General features: G+C 43.8%; 5 protein-coding genes. 2 read left to right on the top strand and 3 right to left on the bottom strand.

The annotated features are described in order from the left end of the window. Positions 1–109 precede the first annotated feature (109 nt). A complete protein-coding gene (locus PUQ00_RS13205; RefSeq protein WP_300416944.1) occupies positions 110–3,058 on the top strand; it encodes a Tn3 family transposase in 2,949 nt (982 codons plus the stop codon). Between the two features lie 40 nt (positions 3,059–3,098). Here the strand turns inward: PUQ00_RS13205 and PUQ00_RS13200 are convergent, their stop codons facing one another. Beyond that, the gene (locus PUQ00_RS13200; protein WP_300416942.1) at positions 3,099–3,404 is read right to left on the bottom strand and encodes a hypothetical protein; all 306 of its coding nucleotides are present in this window, start codon (positions 3,402–3,404) and stop codon (positions 3,099–3,101) included. Between the two features lie 930 nt (positions 3,405–4,334). On the opposite strand from PUQ00_RS13200, the gene PUQ00_RS13195 reads away from it, so the two are divergent. Next, on the top strand, positions 4,335–5,897 hold the full coding sequence (locus tag PUQ00_RS13195) for a carbamoyltransferase C-terminal domain-containing protein (RefSeq protein ID WP_300416939.1): 1,563 nt from the start codon (positions 4,335–4,337) through the stop codon (positions 5,895–5,897). A 340-nt stretch (positions 5,898–6,237) separates the two neighbouring features. Here PUQ00_RS13195 and PUQ00_RS13190 read toward each other — a convergent pair whose 3' ends face one another. Further along, a complete protein-coding gene (locus tag PUQ00_RS13190) occupies positions 6,238–10,497 on the bottom strand; it encodes an amino acid adenylation domain-containing protein (protein WP_300416936.1) in 4,260 nt (1,419 codons plus the stop codon). Beyond that, on the bottom strand, positions 10,494–18,344 hold the full coding sequence (locus PUQ00_RS13185; RefSeq protein ID WP_300416934.1) for a type I polyketide synthase: 7,851 nt from the start codon (positions 18,342–18,344) through the stop codon (positions 10,494–10,496). Before PUQ00_RS13185 ends, PUQ00_RS13190 begins: the two co-directional genes overlap by 4 nt. Between the last annotated feature and the right edge of the window lie 19 nt (positions 18,345–18,363).

The raw sequence follows: 18,363 nt of genomic DNA, 5'->3' as shown, positions 1-18,363 counted from the left end.
TCAAACCCGCACTATGCCGTTCAAATTTAGTGTACCAAATAACCTATACTTTAGCTGATACAATTGCCTAATTAACTTTTGTATCCAATAATAGGGCGGAGCAACGCAATTGAAAAGACAGTGGGACGCGACTGAGCTAGTCGAGCATTTTACATTGATGCCCGAAGAAATGGTACTACTTGAGAATAAAAGTGAGGACAATAGTTTAGGGTTTGCGGTTTTGCTCAAGTTCTTCCAAATGGAAGCGAGATATCCACGCAGCAAGCAAGAAGTCCCAAAACAAGTTGTCTCCTACATTGCACAACTTCTGGGAGTGTCGTCAAAACTATTTAAAGAATACTCGTTTTCAGGCAGAACCTTTGAACGTCATAGGGCGGAAATTCGCTCCTTTTTAGGATGGAGAGAATTTACAGTTGAAGATGCTTCGGAATTTACGAATTGGTTGTGCGAAAAAGTATTGGTATACGAACGTCAACCCAATGCACTCGAAGCTGGGTTTTATCAACGCTTGCGCGAGTTAAAATTAGAACCACCAACTCCAGAAAGGATTGAACGGCTGATTCGGTCAGCAGTTAAGACAACTGAGAAGAAATTTTGTACTGGTATCTTTAAACAGTTATCCTTTGAGACCTTGAGAAAAATGGATACCCTTCTCAAGACAAGAGATGATCTTGATGATGACCAAAACCAATTTAAACAGTCAGTGTTTAATTTCCTCAAGCAAGACCCCGGACGTACTAGTCTTAAAAGTATTCTCAAGGAAATTGAAAAACTCCTATGTATTAGAGACCTGGGTATCCCTACCAAACTGTTTGCCAATGTCCCACCTAAAATTATCGCCCACTACCGTCGGCGAGCTTCTGTAGAAACACCCCGCGAACTGCGCCGTCACCCTGCTTCAATTCGCTACACCCTAGTGGCAGCATTTTGCTCTTGCCGCAGCCAAGAAATTACAGATAGTCTGGTAGAGTTGCTGGTACAAATCATACATCGCATCTATGTTAGTGCCGAGCGCCGGGTGAAGACGCAACTGATTGAAGAGTTTAAGCGAGTAGATAACAAACCCCGCTTGTTATATGAGATGGCGCGGGAAACTTTGGCGCATCCAGAAGAGCTGGTCAAAGATGTTGTTTATCCGGTAGTTAGCCCAACAACTTTAGAAGCAGTAGTCAAGGAGTATAAATCCAACGGGAATATCTACGAACAACGAGTTTATACCGTGATGCGCTCTAGTTATCTGCATCATTATCGTCGGATGGTGCCTCAACTTTTATCTACCTTGGATTTCTGCTCAAACAACAATGTTCACCGTCCAGTAATCAAGGCATTGGAGTTGCTCAAGCGATATCAAGACAGCAATCAACGTTACTATGCGTTAGGAGAGGAGTTATTCATTGATGGTGTCCTCAAAAATGACTGGAAGAATTTGATTGTTGAGATTGAGAGTGATGGACGAGAACGGATTAACCGAGTAAATTACGAAATTTGTGTATTGCAAACATTGCGGGACAGGTTGCGCTCCAAAGAAATCTGGGTCGTCGGGGCAAAACGCTACTGCAACCCAGAAGAGGATTTACCTCAAGACTTTGACATACACCGAGAAACTTACTATCAAGCAATTGGGCAACCACTCGAAGCAGAAAAATTTATTACTACACTCCAACAGGAAATGACTGATGCTCTGACTATGTTGGACAAAGGAATGCCCAAAAATACAAAAGTCAAAATTCAAGAGAAAAACAACGGTTGGATTAAGGTTTCGCCACTTGAAGCTCAACCCGAACCCATAAATATTTTGCACTTAAAACGTGAAATAGACCAATGCTGGTTTATGACAAGTTTGCTGGATATCTTGAAAGAAGCCGATTTACGAATTGGCTTCACCAATCATTTCAAAAATACTGGTATCCGTTCTAACTTGGAGCGAGATATTCTGCAACGACGGTTGTTGTTGTGTTTATATGGTTTGGGGTCGAATACGGGACTCAAGCGTATCTGTGCAGGTATTGATGGCGATAAAGAAACTGACCTGCGTTACGTCAAAAAGCACTACATCCACCGTGAACATCTACGTAACGCTATTGCCCAGGTGGTAAACGCCACTTTATCGGCACGCAAAACAGCGATTTGGGGAGAGGGTACTACTTCCTGTGCTTCTGACTCGAAAAAGTTTGGTTCCTGGGATCAGAACCTGATGACCGAATGGCACATTCGCTACGGTGGTCGTGGGGTGATGATTTACTGGCACGTCGAGAAAAAGTCTGCGTGCATTTATTCTCAACTCAAAACCTGCTCCAGTAGTGAGGTGGCAGCGATGATTGAGGGACTGCTGCGTCACTGTACGGATATGAAGGTGAAGAAAAACTATGTCGATACCCACGGGCAAAACGAGATGGCATATGCGTTCTGTCGCCTGTTGGGTTTCGACTTGATGCCGAGGATCAAGCGGATTGGAGAGAAAAAACTCTACTTGCCTTTTCCTGACCAAAAACAAAATTACCCGAATTTACAACCTGTGCTTACTAAGGCGATTGATTGGGAACTGATTCGTCAACAGTATGACCAAATGATTAAATATGCTACTGCGCTGCGATTAGGTACGGCGGAAGCAGATACGATTTTAAAACGATTTAGTGCGAAAGCCCTGCAACATCCGACACAACGGGCATTAAATGAATTGGGTCGGGCGGTTAAAACTATTTTTCTGTGTCGTTACCTGCATTCGGAGGCCCTGCGACGCGAAATTAATGAAGGGCTAAATGTGGTGGAGCAGTGGAATGGTGCCAATAGTTTTATTTTTTATGGCAAGAACAGTGAAATTGCGACTAACCGCTTAGATGAGCAGGAGTTATCGGTGCTGTGTCTGCATTTGTTGCAGATGTGTTTAGTCTATATTAATACCTTGATGATTCAAAGGGTTTTGGCTGACCCTGTATGGATGAAACGAATGACACCCGTAGATTTGCGAGGACTAACGCCGTTGATTTGGGGTCATGTGAATCCTTATGGAACTTTTAAGTTGGATATGAACGAGCGTTTAGAACTTGATGTGGCGTAAAAAGTCAAAAAATTTTGATGTAATCAAGTTTGGGTAAAGGTTACAGCCGTCGCGTGGCGGCTGGTGACAGCTTCGCTACTTTTACCCCTACTATTGTCTCGAGCGCTTTTTTCCTTCCTCCACCAGGACGACGAATTCTTAAATCGCTCACACTCTGTTGTTCTAGCTCTGTAATTCCTTTATGTATTGTTCTGTAGTTACATCCTAATAATCTTTTTATATATTCGATACCTCCACGACCAAGCTTTTTTGCTTCAATTGCTGCATATCGCCGACGGTCTTTCTCTGAAACTGATTCATAGTAAGATTGCATCTGCTTTTCTATCATTGGAGAGTAGATTCCCATTGCTCTCTTCCGTCCACCGAACCTGCTTCTTCAATCTACTATGGTTCGTTACCAATTTTGCACTTTATTTAATCCACTTTCCTTAACGTTGGTTTGGTCTGTGTTTCGCTGTGTAATCAAGAGCGTTAATTTCGGACTGGAGAGTTGGAACTGGAGTTTAGACTATTTGTCAATGCGTAAGTCCTAAAATGGATAAAGTCGAGCGAAAAGTAGCTCTTGACTTAATAACATTAAGATATTATATTTTTACTTCAGGGGGTGCAAAGAAGACACAAAACACCCCATGTTGAATCAAACAATTAATTAGCCATTAGCAACTGCGTACGCTCTCTTGATGAAAAACTTCTTTATCTCCCTGACTTCTTACCCCCCTGCTATTTTCAAAACAGTCCCTGATGGGCGATCGCCTTGCAGTATATGTGAGGTGTTTTTACCAGCAGCCTGTTATTTGCAAAACAGTCACTTATGGGCAATCTCCCACAACGAGGGGATGAAAATTTTTATTACCCACGACTTAGGACAATCTTAAAGAATGTAACTAGTGGTTGTACGCTCCGCAGAGCCAAGCTTGACGACATGACGGGTTGCAACCATCAATATGGAGGTAAGTTGTTCCACATTCAACTTGCATAATTAGGGCGGGCAAGATGCCCACCCCACAAGAGTTATATTTAATTCGGTTATGCAAATTAGATGTTTTTCAGCTTATTTGCTGTAGATTGGCGCTCGCGCTTTTGTTCCATGACTTTCACATTACCAAATTTTGGTTCCTATTGTTTATGATCTCACTCTTATCCCCTTGAACGGTTACGTGAACGGTTAAATTAAATTTTGACAATTAATAGTTAGCTTAGAAGGACATATTGGATTAAAAGCACAGATAAAATTACTTTTCTGAATCTAATTAAGTTATTTTATACTTTTAAAAAAATGAAAATAATATCTCTAAAACCTGGTCACGATGGTAGCATAGCTTTCTTGAATAATGGGCATCTAGTTTTTTGTTTGGAAGGAGAAAAAAACTCTTTTGATAGAAATCATACCTTAACTCCAAATCTTGTTTTAGATGCTATGTCTTATCTCGAAAATATACCTGATGTACTAGCGATAGGTGGATGGATTAAAGGTCCATATGCTGAGGTAATGATATCTGATAGAGATGCCGAATATTATGGCATTGATCCCAAAAATATTATATCGAATAAATCTACTTTTTTTGGAGAAAATATTGCCCGATTCTCTTCTTCACATGAACGTTCTCATGTAATGTGTTCTTACGGTATGTCTCATTTTGAGCAAGGACAACCATGCTATGTACTTATCTGGGAAGGTCGATTGGGAGATTTTTATAAAATAGACAAAGACTTGAATATTACCCATATAGGAAAAGTTTTAACACAGCCAGGAGTGAGATATAGTTGTGCTTACTGGGTGGCGAATAATTTTTCAGGGGAAGGTTTAAGATTGTCTACAGCAGGAAAACTGATGGCTTTAACAAGTTTTTCAGATCATTCTTTTCCTAATGATGAAGAAATGAAAATCATCAAATTTATTGCTGATTATCAAGGTGAGGTATGGCGGTTAACTAGAAAAGATTTTGAATGGTCACCTTTTTTAAATAGCGGTGTAGAAAGCCATATTTTCAAAAATATGTCTGGGAAATTTTCTGATTACATATTTAATATATTTTATGAATACGCAAAGAATAATCTTACTGAGAAATTGCCATTATTGATAAGTGGTGGTTGTGGACTTAATTGTGATTGGAATACAAAATGGAAAAACTGTGGTTTATTCTCAGATGTATTTGTTCCCCCTTGTTCAAATGATAGTGGTTCTGCAATAGGAACAGCAGTAGATGCCCAATTTTACTATTCTGGGAATGCTAAGATTAACTGGAATGTATATGCTGGTGAAGAGTTTATAGAAGATGTGGATTGTAGAGATAAATTTGAGATTTATGATTTAAATTATCATCAAGTAGCAGACTTTATTAAAAGTGATCGCGTTATTGCTTGGATTCAGGGTAAGTATGAGATTGGACCACGCGCCCTTGGCAATAGGTCACTTCTAGCTGCTCCTTTTAATGAGCAGATGCGTGATAGACTAAATCAAATCAAGCAAAGGGAAAGTTACCGACCTATCGCTCCAGTTTGTTTAGAAGAGGATGTATCAAAATATTTTGACTGGTCAGATCCTAGTCCATATATGCTCTATTTTCAAAAACTTAAAACAGGTAAGCTAAAAGCTATTACACATGTTGATAATACTGCAAGAGTTCAAACGGTAAATTCTTCTCAAAATGAAAAATTGCATAAGCTACTGATGGAATTTAAGGTATTAACTGGATTTGGAGTTTTATGTAATACTTCTTTGAATTTTCCAGGGGCTGGATTTATTAACGAAATGAGTGATCTAATTCGTTATTGCCAACTACGAGGTATAGACGGTTTTGTTGTGAACGATAAATTCTATTTACCCAAAAATTTATAATTGCAAGGCGTAAGGGTGATTTGTTCTGTCGAAATGAGGATAAATATTCAGATATGAAAGGCAAGGAATAAAGAAGGGAGACAGCAATTTTAAATTCAAAAAATCAGTAGGTATTGTGGGGTTTCCAAGGCGCTGATTCCGAGATCATAAACGCAATTAAGTGCTGCCAGCTATTACACAACAAATGGACAGAAACGAATGAGCAATTTAACAGGTGTCAATTTATTTCTGCACGCTGTCAAATTTTGAATTTAGAATTGCTGTCCCTGGCTCGTGCAAGAGGGTCACCGCCTCGGTCATAGGCAGATTGCTAAAAGCCCTGCTTTTCCTGCACGTGTACTTACTCTAAATAGGCACGCAGTTGTGTGGCTAACACCTGTACGTGCGGCTGTTGCATCATGGTCATATGGTTTCCGGTCACAACATGAACTTCTACATTGGTAGAAAACTCCTTCCAACCCAAGGCAGGTTCTTTTAATATCTGTGTCAGTGATCGATTAACATCCTCAAGTACATCAACCTCCTGAGCACGGAAAAGCGCAATTCGAGAAAGTTGCACCTGCGGCGGCATATAAAGACTAGAAGCTTGATTGTTAGCCTTGTAAACTTCTACCAATCCCCGAACTGACATTATTCCCGCATCAAGAGGTAACAAATTGACCCGGATTAACCGTTCTTTGAGATAGTGCAATTGTTCCTCAGCAGTTAGATTAGGGAGAGCTTCTTTAAATACCTCTAAGTTGAGGGAGAAGGTATATTCAATGAAGCTGGCAAAATCAGCTATCAAGGCTGCATCATCTTCATCAACACGGATCAACTTCTTACTTAGAATTGGTGAAACAGCGTCGATCATCGCAAGTAGAGCAACGGAATGCCCCAGGAGTTGCAACTGAGTTGCCATCTCAAAGGCAACTTGACCGCCAAAGGAATGCCCTCCTAGCAAGTAGGGACCTTCTGGTTGCACAGTTTGTATCGCTTGAATATAGTAAGTAGCTATATCCTCAACACGGGTATGGGGGTGCGATTCCCCATCAAGACCGAGTGCTTGTAGACCGTAGAACGGTTGGTCAGAGCCAAGATGACGTGCCAGATCATATAAGTATATAATATTTCCACCAACTCCAGGCACGCAGAAAAAAGGTCGCTTGTCACCATTGGACTGAATCGCTACTAAAGGAGACCAGGTTAAAGAATTTGTTTCGGAGCGAAGACAGCTAGCTAACTGTTCGATAGTCGGGCACTTGAAGAGCGTCGCTAGGGGCAGATTTTTTCCAAAATGCTGCTCTATCATTGCCATTAGACGCATAGCTAAAAGAGAATGACCTCCTAATTCAAAGAATTTATCCCCAATTCCAACAGTGGAAAGCTGCAAAACCTCTGCCCAAATTTTCTGTAGTTGCTGTTCAACTGCGTCGCGGGGGGGGACAAAGCCAGTTGAGTCACTCGATTCTACATCTAGCGCCCTCAGGGCGCGACGGTCTACTTTACAATTAGTGGTAAGCGGCAGGGCATCTAAAAACACAAAAGCACTTGGCATCATGTAGTTTGGTAGCTTCTGTTTCAGGAAGTCGCGCAATTGATTTAAGATTGAGGAATGTTCACGAGTCACGACATATGCGACTAGGCGCTTGTTGTCCAGATTATCTTGAGAGTCGATAACTACTGCATCTTCTACTTGAGGGTGTGCGGTGATTACGGTTTCGATTTCCCCTAACTCGATGCGAAAGCCGCGAATCTTCACCTGGTTATCTATCCGCCCCAGAAACTCGATATTACCATCAGGTAAATAACGAGCCTTATCTCCAGTTTTGTAGAGGGGTTCCGATTTTTGAAAGGGGTTAGGGATAAATTTCTCTGCTGTTAAATCTGGGCGATTGAGATAACCTCTGGCTAAACCTACCCCGCCGATATGCAATTCGCCCGGTACACCGATTGGAACGCTTTGGAGATATTGATCCAAGATGTATGTTTGAACATTAGCTAGAGGGCATCCAATCGGTACTTGTAACTGTGTTTCCTCTAGCACTAACTCTGACAAGTTGCAAATTGTTGCTTCTACTGTTGCTTCCGTAGGACCGTATCCGTTCATCAACAACGGCGGTTTTTCCAACTGATGGCCTTGCTGCTTTTGCTGCACGTATTCAAGCCACAGTTTTAATTTTTCTGGTAAGACTGCTTGTCCTCCAACACTCACCAGTCGTACTGATGCTGGTAGGCTCTCTTGAGTGGCTGCTATTTCAGACACGAGCTGATGCCAGTAGGCTGTCGGCAATATTAACACCGTTACCTGCCATTCCTGACATTTTTGCAGAAATATGCGAAAATAACTTAACATTTCATCACTACGCAGCACCAAGGGCGCACCCCAACTCAGGCAGATAAAAATTTGCTCTACCGCCCCATCAAAACTGATAGATGAAAATTGTAGAATGCGATCTGCGTTTGGCAGCAGCGCTTCGCTATCGCTACTGTTCATACCATACGCGACCTTCTTTGCCGCTACATAATTCACCACAGATTGATGGCAGATCATCACTCCTTTCGGCTGTCCAGTAGACCCAGAAGTATAAATGACGTAAGCCAAGTTATTCGGTTTAACCCCCGTGACGGGATTTTCCAGGCGTATCGTGTCTAACGCTTGCCAGTCGCTATCTAAGCAGATTAGTTTGGCTTGGCTTTGCGGCAATATGTCTGCTAATTTTTGCTGGGTTAGCAGCACCTTAACCCCAGAATCACTCAACATATAAGCCAAGCGCTCACTAGGGTAGGCTGGGTCTAGGGGCACATAAGCACCACCCGCTTTGAGAATTCCCAACAATCCTACTACCATTAAGAGCGATCGCTCTACACATATCCCCACCAACACCTCTGGTTCCACACCAAGGGTTTGCAAGTAGTGAGCTATTTTGTTTGCATGGGTATTCAATTGCTCGTAAGTCAGTTTTTGAGTGCCTTCCTCCACTGCAACTGCATTGGGAGTTCGTTGCACCTGCTGTTCAAATAACTGATGAATACATTTGTTGTTGGGATAATCAGTTTGGGTGTTGTTCCACTCCACTAACAACTGGTGTTGTTCTTTTTCAGTTAGTAGAGGTAATTCCCCTACTCTTTGGTCGGGCGCTGCGACAATGGCTTCTAACAAAGTCTGGAAATGAAGAGTCATTCGGGCAATTGTATCCGCTTTAAACAGGTCGCTGTTATATTCCCACGACCCCATTAATCCCTTTTGTGTGGCCCAAATCGACAGGCTCAAATCAAACTGAGCCGTACCCCGCTCCACCAGTTCTGGAGTTAGGGTAATACCGGGTAACTCTAAAGTATCGAGCGAGAAGTTCTCCAAGACAAACATCACTTGAAACAGGGGATTGTAGCCAAGGGAACGTTCCGGCTGCAATGCTTCTACTACTTGCTCAAATGGTACTTCCTGGTGTGTATGTGCATCCAGAACAACAGATTGCACTTGGGTGAGGAACTTGGAGAAACTGGGATTCTCTTTAATTTGAGTCCGCAATACTAGATTGTTGACAAAAAAGCCAATTAATGATTCAATTTCTGTGCGGTTGCGGTTAGAAAAGGGGGAGCCAATACAAATATCATCCTGAGAACTGTAACGATGGAGTAATATTGCAAAAGCCGCCAGTAAGGTCATAAACAGAGTAGTTCCTGACTGTTGGCTCAAGGTTTTGAGTTGCGCGGTCAAATTCGAGTTGAGTTGAAATTCTTTGATAGCACCAGAGAAAGTCTGAACCGAAGGGCGCGGATAATCTGTTGATAATTCTAATAATGGCGGTGCATCCGCTAACTGTTGCTTCCAGTAATTAAGTTGTCGCTGTTGCAATTCCTCGGTCAACCACTTTCGCTGCCAAAGAGCAAAATCAGCGTATTGTATCGTTAATTCTGGTAATGGATTTGGTGAACCAGTCGTAAAGGCTTGATAAAGAGCAGACAACTCTTTAATGAATATTCCCATTGACCAGCCATCTATAATAATATGGTGTATCGTCAGGATCAGCAGGTGGGTCTCTAGTCCCAGGCGCAGTAGGGTGACTCGCAACAAGGGATCTTTGCCTAAGTCAAAAGGTTGGCGAGCTTCTTCAGTAACTATCTGTTGAATTTCAGCTTCTTTTAAACCTTGTAAGTCCACCACTGGTATGTTTATGGTCAAAGTGGGGATAATCTGCTGCACCGCGAATCCATCTACCGTAGGAAAGATAGTCCGCAAAGCTTCGTGGCGGTGGATAATTTCGTTTATACTCTGCTCTAAGGCTGCTATAGAGAGCGCACCATTAATCCGAAATTGGAAACTTTCATTATAAAAGGGGTTATTTCTATCTAATTGATAAAAAAACAACATCCTCTGCTGAGCAAAAGACACAGGCAAGTCCAACTCTCGTGAAACTCTCACAAGGGGTAGGTCAATATCACTTACGCTCATGTTGCTACGCAACAACATGACAAGTTCTGTCTTATGCAATGCCAGTAATTCACGTTGTGTTTGTGTCAGCACTCCCTTTGGAGCACGAATACGCAACTCGTCACCATCAACCCACAACTTCACACCCTGCTTAGAGAGTTCACTTAGAAATTGATTCAGCTTCATAGGGTAAAATCTTCGGTATCTTCACTTAACTCAGCAACTGATGAAACTGATAGGTTCATACTCGCCAATACTAATTGCTCAAGCGATAGCTCTGCTAATTGGGAAATGCTCAAACCCTGCATGATTTTCATTGTCGGCACATTCACCCCCATCTCGCTCTTAAGTCGATTACTCAACTCAAGCGCCATTAAAGAATCAATTCCCAGTTGAATTAGTGACCGCGTGATATCCAGCTTGGCGATAGAAATTCCCATTATCCTTGCTACTTGTTCCTTAATCTGCGGTTCCAACAATCGCCCTTGCTCTACTGGTGTTGCCGACAAAAAAGCGTTGTGGCTTGAATCTTTTTCACTAATAATATCAACATCTGTGTTTACTGAAACTGCTTTCGAGCCTACTAGGTGAGAAAACCGTGGCGATGTACCAGCACCAGTCGCGTGAACCCCACTCCACCGATGCCAATCTATATCCAATACCGTCATCTGAACCGCCTCTTGTTGACGCAGTAATTCTCCCAGTTTCTTCAGCACTAGCTGTAGGGGTAGAGGTGTAACTCCCAATCGCTTTAATTGTTCGCTTAACTTAGCGTTTTGAGCAGCGTAACCAACATTGCCCACCGATCCCCAATTGATAGTAAGAGTGGGCAAACCTATTGCACGGCGGTGATGAGCCAACGCATCAAGAAAAGCATTAGCAGCTACGTAATTTCCCGATCCAGAATTTCCGAGAACTGAAGCAAAAGAGGAGAACATTACGAAGAAATCCAACGGTGTATTTAATGTCTCAGTATGTAGGTTCCAAGCTCCCATGATCTTAGGTGCCATTACTTTCTTCATGCGCTCGGAGTTCAGTTGAAGCAGAAGAGCATCGTCGGGCACCATAGCGCCGTGGATAATGCCTCGTAACGGCGCTTGTTGAGGAATATCAGCTAAAACGCTCTTCACTTGCTGTTCTTGAGTTACGTCCGCCTTGGCAACAATCACCTCAGCACCCACATCTTTCATAGCTTCTATGGCTAAATTTGCTGTTGGGGAGGACACACCACTCCGTCCCATCAACACTATGTGTCGCGCACCATGTTCCACCAACCACTGAGCCACCGCTAAGCCAAACCCACCTAGTCCGCCAGTAATCAGGTAAGTTCCATTAGCAGGGAATGTTAATTTATTCTCTGATACGGGAGCTACCACCTCTTGGTCTTGCAAAGACACCACAATTTTGCCGATGTGCTTCGCCTGTACCATGTAGCGGAAGGCACTCACCGCCCGCGAGATGGGAAATACTCGATGAGGAAGCGGGTGGAAGGTTCGCTCGTTAAAGTATTGCATCAATTCGCCCAGTAAAGAAGCGCAAAGATCGGGGCGTTCAAGCAACATTCGATCAATGTCTACAGCAAAGAACGACGAATTATTTTGAAAAGGTCGTAGACCTAGCTTGCTGTTCTGGTTAATATCCCCCTTGCCAATCTCTATAAAACGCCCGTAAGCTCCCAGAACTGAGAGGCTTTTTGGGATGGCTTCTCCGGACATTGAGTTCAAGACGATATCTACGCCTTTACCGCCTGTAAGCTCCATTACCTCCTCTGCAAACCCTAATGAGCGCGAATCCATGACGTGCTTCACGCCCAAGTTCTTAAGAAACTCCCGCTTTTCCGGGTTCCCCGCAGTAGCAAAGATTTCTGCACCCACTCTCTGGGCAATTTGGATGGCAGCTAGACCTACACCTCCGGCGGCTGCATGAATGAGAACCCTTTCTCCCTTACTGATTCGCCCCAAGTAGTGTAAGGCGTAGTAAGCAGTCAGGAAAACACAAGGGATTGTGGCTGCTTCCTCGAAACTGAGCTTTTGGGGCTTATGGACTACAAAGCGGGCATCTGTTGTTGTATATGTGCCAAAGCTCTGAGGGGCAATAGCAATGACTTCCGAGCCGATCTGAAATCCTTCAACTTCAGAGCCAATAGCAGTAATCATTCCTGCACACTCTAGACCAAGAGTTTGTCCAGAAAAATTCCCCTCTAAATTAGCATCAGCCAGCAAGGACGTTGCCTTGGCAACGTCCTTGAAGTTAAGACCTGTGGCAAAAACCTGAATTTCCACCTCTCCGGGGTGAGGTTCTTGGCGTGTAGTTGCCCGCAAAGTTAGGTTGTCTAAAACTCCTGGTGTAGAAATTTCTAACCGGAAGGGTTCTTGATTTTGGATTTGGGATTTTGCGGAAAGTTGCCATAGCGCAGTGGTAGCGAGTCCGCGACCGTCGGAGAATTTCTCGACAGAGCAAACTTTCCCAGACGGATTTTGGATTAAATCTGCTGCTCGTATCCGCATCAACCTATGTACGTAACGAGCTTCACCCCGCAAAGAAATTTCATCTTCCCGCTCGTTTGACCACAATTCGTCAAACAAAGATTGAATTTCGACTTTGGAGATAGCAGAACTCAGATCCACTATTGTACAGCGCAGATCCGGATATTCGTTAGTGATGACCCGACTTAAACCCCACAATGGTGAAGAGGCAATTGAAAGAGATTTAACAGATTCTCCTACTGCTTGGGTTCCACTGGTTACCAAAAATAGGCGCGGGGAATCTTTCCAATTAACTTTCGCCAATGCCTGAACCAAGTAGAGGACATTGAGACTACCTAGTGTCTGGGCTGATTCTAGGGAGGCAATCGTGGTCTGCTCTGGGGGAGGTGTGTCTAGACTCCAAAGGTGGATTATACCACGACAAGGAGACTGAGCGCTGCTAACTGCTTCAAAAACTTGCTGTATATCTGACAAATCTTCCGTCCGGATCTGGAAGTGGTGATCATCAAGTTTAAAGAAAGCTGTTCCTGGCTTAATGAGAATCGGAGTTTGCGAGCATTGTTTCAGAGCTTCTGCCAGTTGCCCCGCAACACCAAAGCTGTCAGCAAAAATTAACCAGCTTCCTTGTTTCTCAGATTGATGGGAAACGTTTAACTCTGCAAGTAGAGACTTTTCATGAAACGTCTTTACTTGCTGAACATTAGGACCAGTTGCCAAGATAACAGTGTGCAGAGATTCCTGAGTCGCTTCTGTATCTGGAATTCCAGCAACTTTTTTAAATCCGACTTCTATAAGCAAATCGCGCCATTTTTGAAAACTCAGGAGCGGATGTGATGGTCGTAACTCTAGATCGGAAAATAGCCACCAGCCCTTGAGCAATCCGAATACCAAGTCGTTCCAACGTGAGGGTTTAGTCAACTCTAGCAAAACTAGCAACCCCTCGGATGTCAGAAGCTGTTTGACATTTGAGAGTGTTTTACGCAGATCGGTTGTTGCGTACAGTGCGTCCGATGCCAAAATTAAATCAAACGAATGCGCCGAAAATCCTTGCGCTACGGGGTCTTTTTCAATATCTAAAAGTTGGTAAGAGATGAACGGATAATCACGAAACTTCTGCTCGGCAGAGGCAGTGAATACTTGGGAAACGTCAGTAAAAACGTATTCTGAGCAATTGCCAGGAAGTGCTCTAAGTACATAGGAAGTTAGGGAACCTGTACCTGCACCAATCTCCAAAATCCGCACTGTTCGTTCTTTAGGCAAATTCGCAACTGATGCAGTGATCGCCTGCCGCACCAGCAGGTTATAGATCCGAAAAGTTGGAGAATCCTGGTATAGATGTTCAGATGTTGTCAAAGACCCTTCAGGGAAAATTAGCCCCAGGGGATCAACATCACCACGCAGGACGCCTGCTAACTGCTGCCCACATCGTCCCAGCAGCATCAGTTCTGCGATGTAAGAGGGGTTCTGGGCTACAAGCTCAAGCCAAATTTTCTGGACTTCTTTTGATTCTGGTATCTGAAATGATGACTGGTCGTCTACCTTGCTCAGTACACCATCTTCAAGTAGTATGGACAGCATCCGACCTAGAAGACGCCAGTGTTGCTCAGCCACGCCCAACTGTTCTCCTAGAGAGTTCGCTGAAGCCGAGGCATGTAATTTCGGCTGCCAACCAAGTTGCTCAAGGGCTTGGAGAATGTAAGCTGTACACAAAGCATCCAACTGTGGCTCTACCGCCGAGTAGTAATGCTTCATTCTGTGCTGTTTGCTCAACCGGACTGCTTCAGGTTGGACAACTGCGGCAATTTGCTCTGGGGAGGGCAGATAATCGGCAGGCAAGTAAATTAACTCCTGACCGGGGCGTGCCTTCAACTTCCATTGGTATTCATAGAGATAATTGTCCATTTTTTCTAGAGTGGCTTGTTGTTGCGTCCCCTCTAGTAACTGGCAACGCAATCCCTGAATTTCTACCAGCAGGTTCCCCGCTTTATCAAGCAGTTGAATATCTCCGTTGATACTGGTTGCGCTTTGCTCTACCAGACGGGCGTGGCTCCAAAATTGGTGTCCAGGACGACCGTAGACTCTCAGTCGGTTTATCCCAACAGGTAAGTAAATGCCTGCTTTGCTATCAAAGCATACAGCACCTAAAAGAACCTGAAAACAAGCATCAAGGATAGCTGGATGTAGCTGATAGTCCTCGACTTGTGTCTGTAGCGCAGGAACTACCCCGATCTGACCCAGCGCTTCTCCTTCACCACACTTGAGTTGCTCAATTAAGCGAAAACACGAACCATATTCAAGTCCCATTTCCTGGAATTGCTGATAGCAATTGCTCTGAGAAATTTCTTTTGTACAACGGCTTTTGTACTCATCCAGCATAACCGGATGTGTCCGGGAGCCGTCTTGAGTGATCTTCAGCTTTCCAGTGGCGTGTTTTGTCCAGGTTTGTTCGTCGTCAGAGCCTTTACTATAAATGTCGAAAGATGTTTTACTAGGATCGAGAATCAACTGTAAGGTTAGTGTCTCGCGAGCGGCTAAAGTCAGCGCTTTTTGAAACTCAATTTCTGACAAAACATAAGGTTCATCACCTAAAGTTTCCCCAGCTGCTGCCAAAGCCATTTCCACGTATGCTGCTTCTGGGTAGACTGCGACTCCTTGGATGCGATGGTCATCGAGATAAGGGAAGCGCGATTTGTCAATGGACGCCTCCCACATTGGTTGTGCTGATTTTAGGTAGCTTCCTAAAAGGGGATGAACTTCAAGCTTTAGTACAGCTGGTTGGGAAAGTTGTTCTCGCTTTTTTGGTTGCGAGTCGGAAAACTCATACCAATAGCGTTCTCGCTCCCAGGGATAATTGGGCAACGTCACGCGACGCGGCGAATAATCCCGCCAAAAGCCAGACCAGTCTACGGCTATTCCCTGGACGTATAATTCTGCCAAACTCTCAAGAATTTGTTGCCAATCCGAATATCCTTGACGCAAACTGGGAAGCAAAACTCCTATTCCTTCTGGCAAGCAGTAACGACCCATCCGCAACAAGGTCGGTTTCGGTCCGATTTCTACAAATACTTGATAATCCTGACGCTGAAGGGTGGACATACTAGCGGCAAATCTCACAGTAGAGCGTATGTGACGGCACCAATACTCAGGTGTGGTAATCTCATCACCTGCCAGTTGTCCGGTGACGTTGGAAACTAAACTGATTTGTGGAGGTGAGAATGTGATATTTTCGGCAAATATCTGAAAATCACTCAGCATTGGTTCCATTAAAGGAGAGTGGAAGGCATGGGAAACCTGCAACAGCGTCGTCTTCACCCCGCTTGCTTCTAAATCGGCGACAATGCTGCGTACTGCTCTTTGCCGTCCGGAAATTACAATACTCTCTGGTCCGTTAATGGCGGCAATGGAAACTTCTTGTACATAGGGTGCGATCGCTCTCAGCACCTTGCCTTCCGAAGCTAAAACAGCTACCATCTCTCCATCAGAGGGCAATGCCTGCATTAAACGCCCTCGTTGAGCTATCAGCTTTAAACCATCTTCTAAGCTGAATACTCCGGCAACAGTTGCAGCGACGTATTCTCCTACACTATGACCCATGACTGCGTCAGGAGTTATACCCCACGACTTCCATAACTCGAAGAGCGAATATTCTAGGGCAAATAAGGCGGGTTGAGTGTAGGCAGTGCAATCTAGGGGAGAATTTTCTCCCGTTGCGGGATACAAGACAGAAAGAAGCGGTGTTTCTAAATACGGGCGCAGAATTTCGTCGCAGCGATCCAAGGCTTGACGAAATGTCGGTTGTGTCTGGTAGAGTTGCTGTGCCATACCCACATACTGCGACCCCTGACCCGTAAATAAAAACGCTACTTTGGGGGTAATGCTTGTAATACGACCGCTCACCAGTCCGGCAGTCTCCCTCTCGCTGGTGAAAGCGCTCAGTTGTTCGCGCAACTGTGCGGTAGATTCAGCAACTAGAGCTAGTCGGTATTCAAAATGCGATCGCCCCACATTAGCCGTAAAGCAAACATCCGCTAAACATGACTCTGGATTAGTTGCAAAGAAATCTTCATAACTTTGTGCCAGTTCCAAGAGAGCCTTCTCACTTTTTGCCGATATTGTCAATAGCTGAAGAGTCAGATCAACTTCCGGTGACCTACTTAAGAGCGCTGGTGCTTCTTCCAGAACTACATGGGCATTAACGCCACCAAAACCAAACGAACTCACGCCAGCTCGCCTGGGGATAATATCTCCTTCTTTTGTCCTTAACTGCTCCCAATATTTTGTTTTTTCTACTATGTAGAAAGGACTACCGTCTAATTTTATTCGAGGATTCAAATGCTGATAATTAGTGATTTTTGGCAATTTCTTGTGCTTCATTGCCAATAACACTTTAATTATCCCAGCAATTCCTGCTGCTGATTCCAAATGCCCAATATTTGTCTTAACCGTACTTAATCCGCAATAGGGTTCATTAGCTGCGTCCATTCCATATTGTTGATACAGTTGTGTAAACGCTCGTTTTAACCCATTAATTTCAATCGGATCGCCTAACGGCGTACCTGTCCCATGAGCTTCGATGTAAGAAACTGTATTGGGGGGAATATTTGCCTTTGTATATGCAGAGCGAATTACTTGCGATTGGGCATAGGCATTAGGAGAGGTTAAAGTCCGGGCAGCGCCACCGTGATTAACGGCACTTCCTCTAATCACACCATAAATATAATCTTTATCCTTAATTGCATTCTTAAGAGGCTTTAATAAGATTACCCCTGCCCCTTCACCTCGTACATAACCATCCGCTTCAGCATCAAAGGTTTTGCACTGTCCTTGCGGTGACAACATGCCTAGCTTACTGAAAGAGATGTAATTTGTGGGGTTACACAACACATTGACACCGCCGACTAGCGCCATCTCACATTCATTTTCTTTGAGAGCATTGATTGCCTGATGGATTGCCACAAGTGAGCTTGAACAAGCAGTGTCTATAGAAACACTGGAACCGTGAAAATTAAAAAAGTAGGATATCCGATTCGGAATGATGGAATTATAAGTACCTGTTGAGGCATGGCCCTCAATATTATCTTGGTACTTTTCTAGCAATTCTTTATAGTCATAAGTAGAAACCCCCACAAAAACGCTCACCTTACTTCCTGATAGTTCGGCTAGCGAATATCCAGAGTCTTCTAAGCATGACCAAGAAAGCTCCAGCATTAGCCTTTGTTGAGGGTCTAACAGCATAGCTTCTCGGGGTGAGAGGCCAAAAAACATGGGGTCAAATTTGTCGGCATCTTCGATAAACCCGCCCCATTTACTGATACTTTTATTAGGTGACTCAGGATTTGCAGAATAAAAGTTTTCAAGATTCCATCTATTTGAGGGAATTTCCGTTATGCTATTTATTCCTTTCTCAAGATTGTCCCAAAACTGGTGATAGTCTTTTGCTCCTGGAAATCGGCACGCCATACCGATGATAGCAACTGAATTCTCTGATTTATTCGCACAATGGATGGATTCTTCGCCTTTGGAAAATGTAGTTTCGTCTTTCTTCATTTCTTTCCCAGTTTGTAGC

This window comes from Nostoc sp. S13 (genome assembly GCF_029379315.1).
Classification (GTDB): domain Bacteria; phylum Cyanobacteriota; class Cyanobacteriia; order Cyanobacteriales; family Nostocaceae; genus Nostoc.
This window is presented reverse-complemented; position numbering and strand designations above follow the sequence as displayed.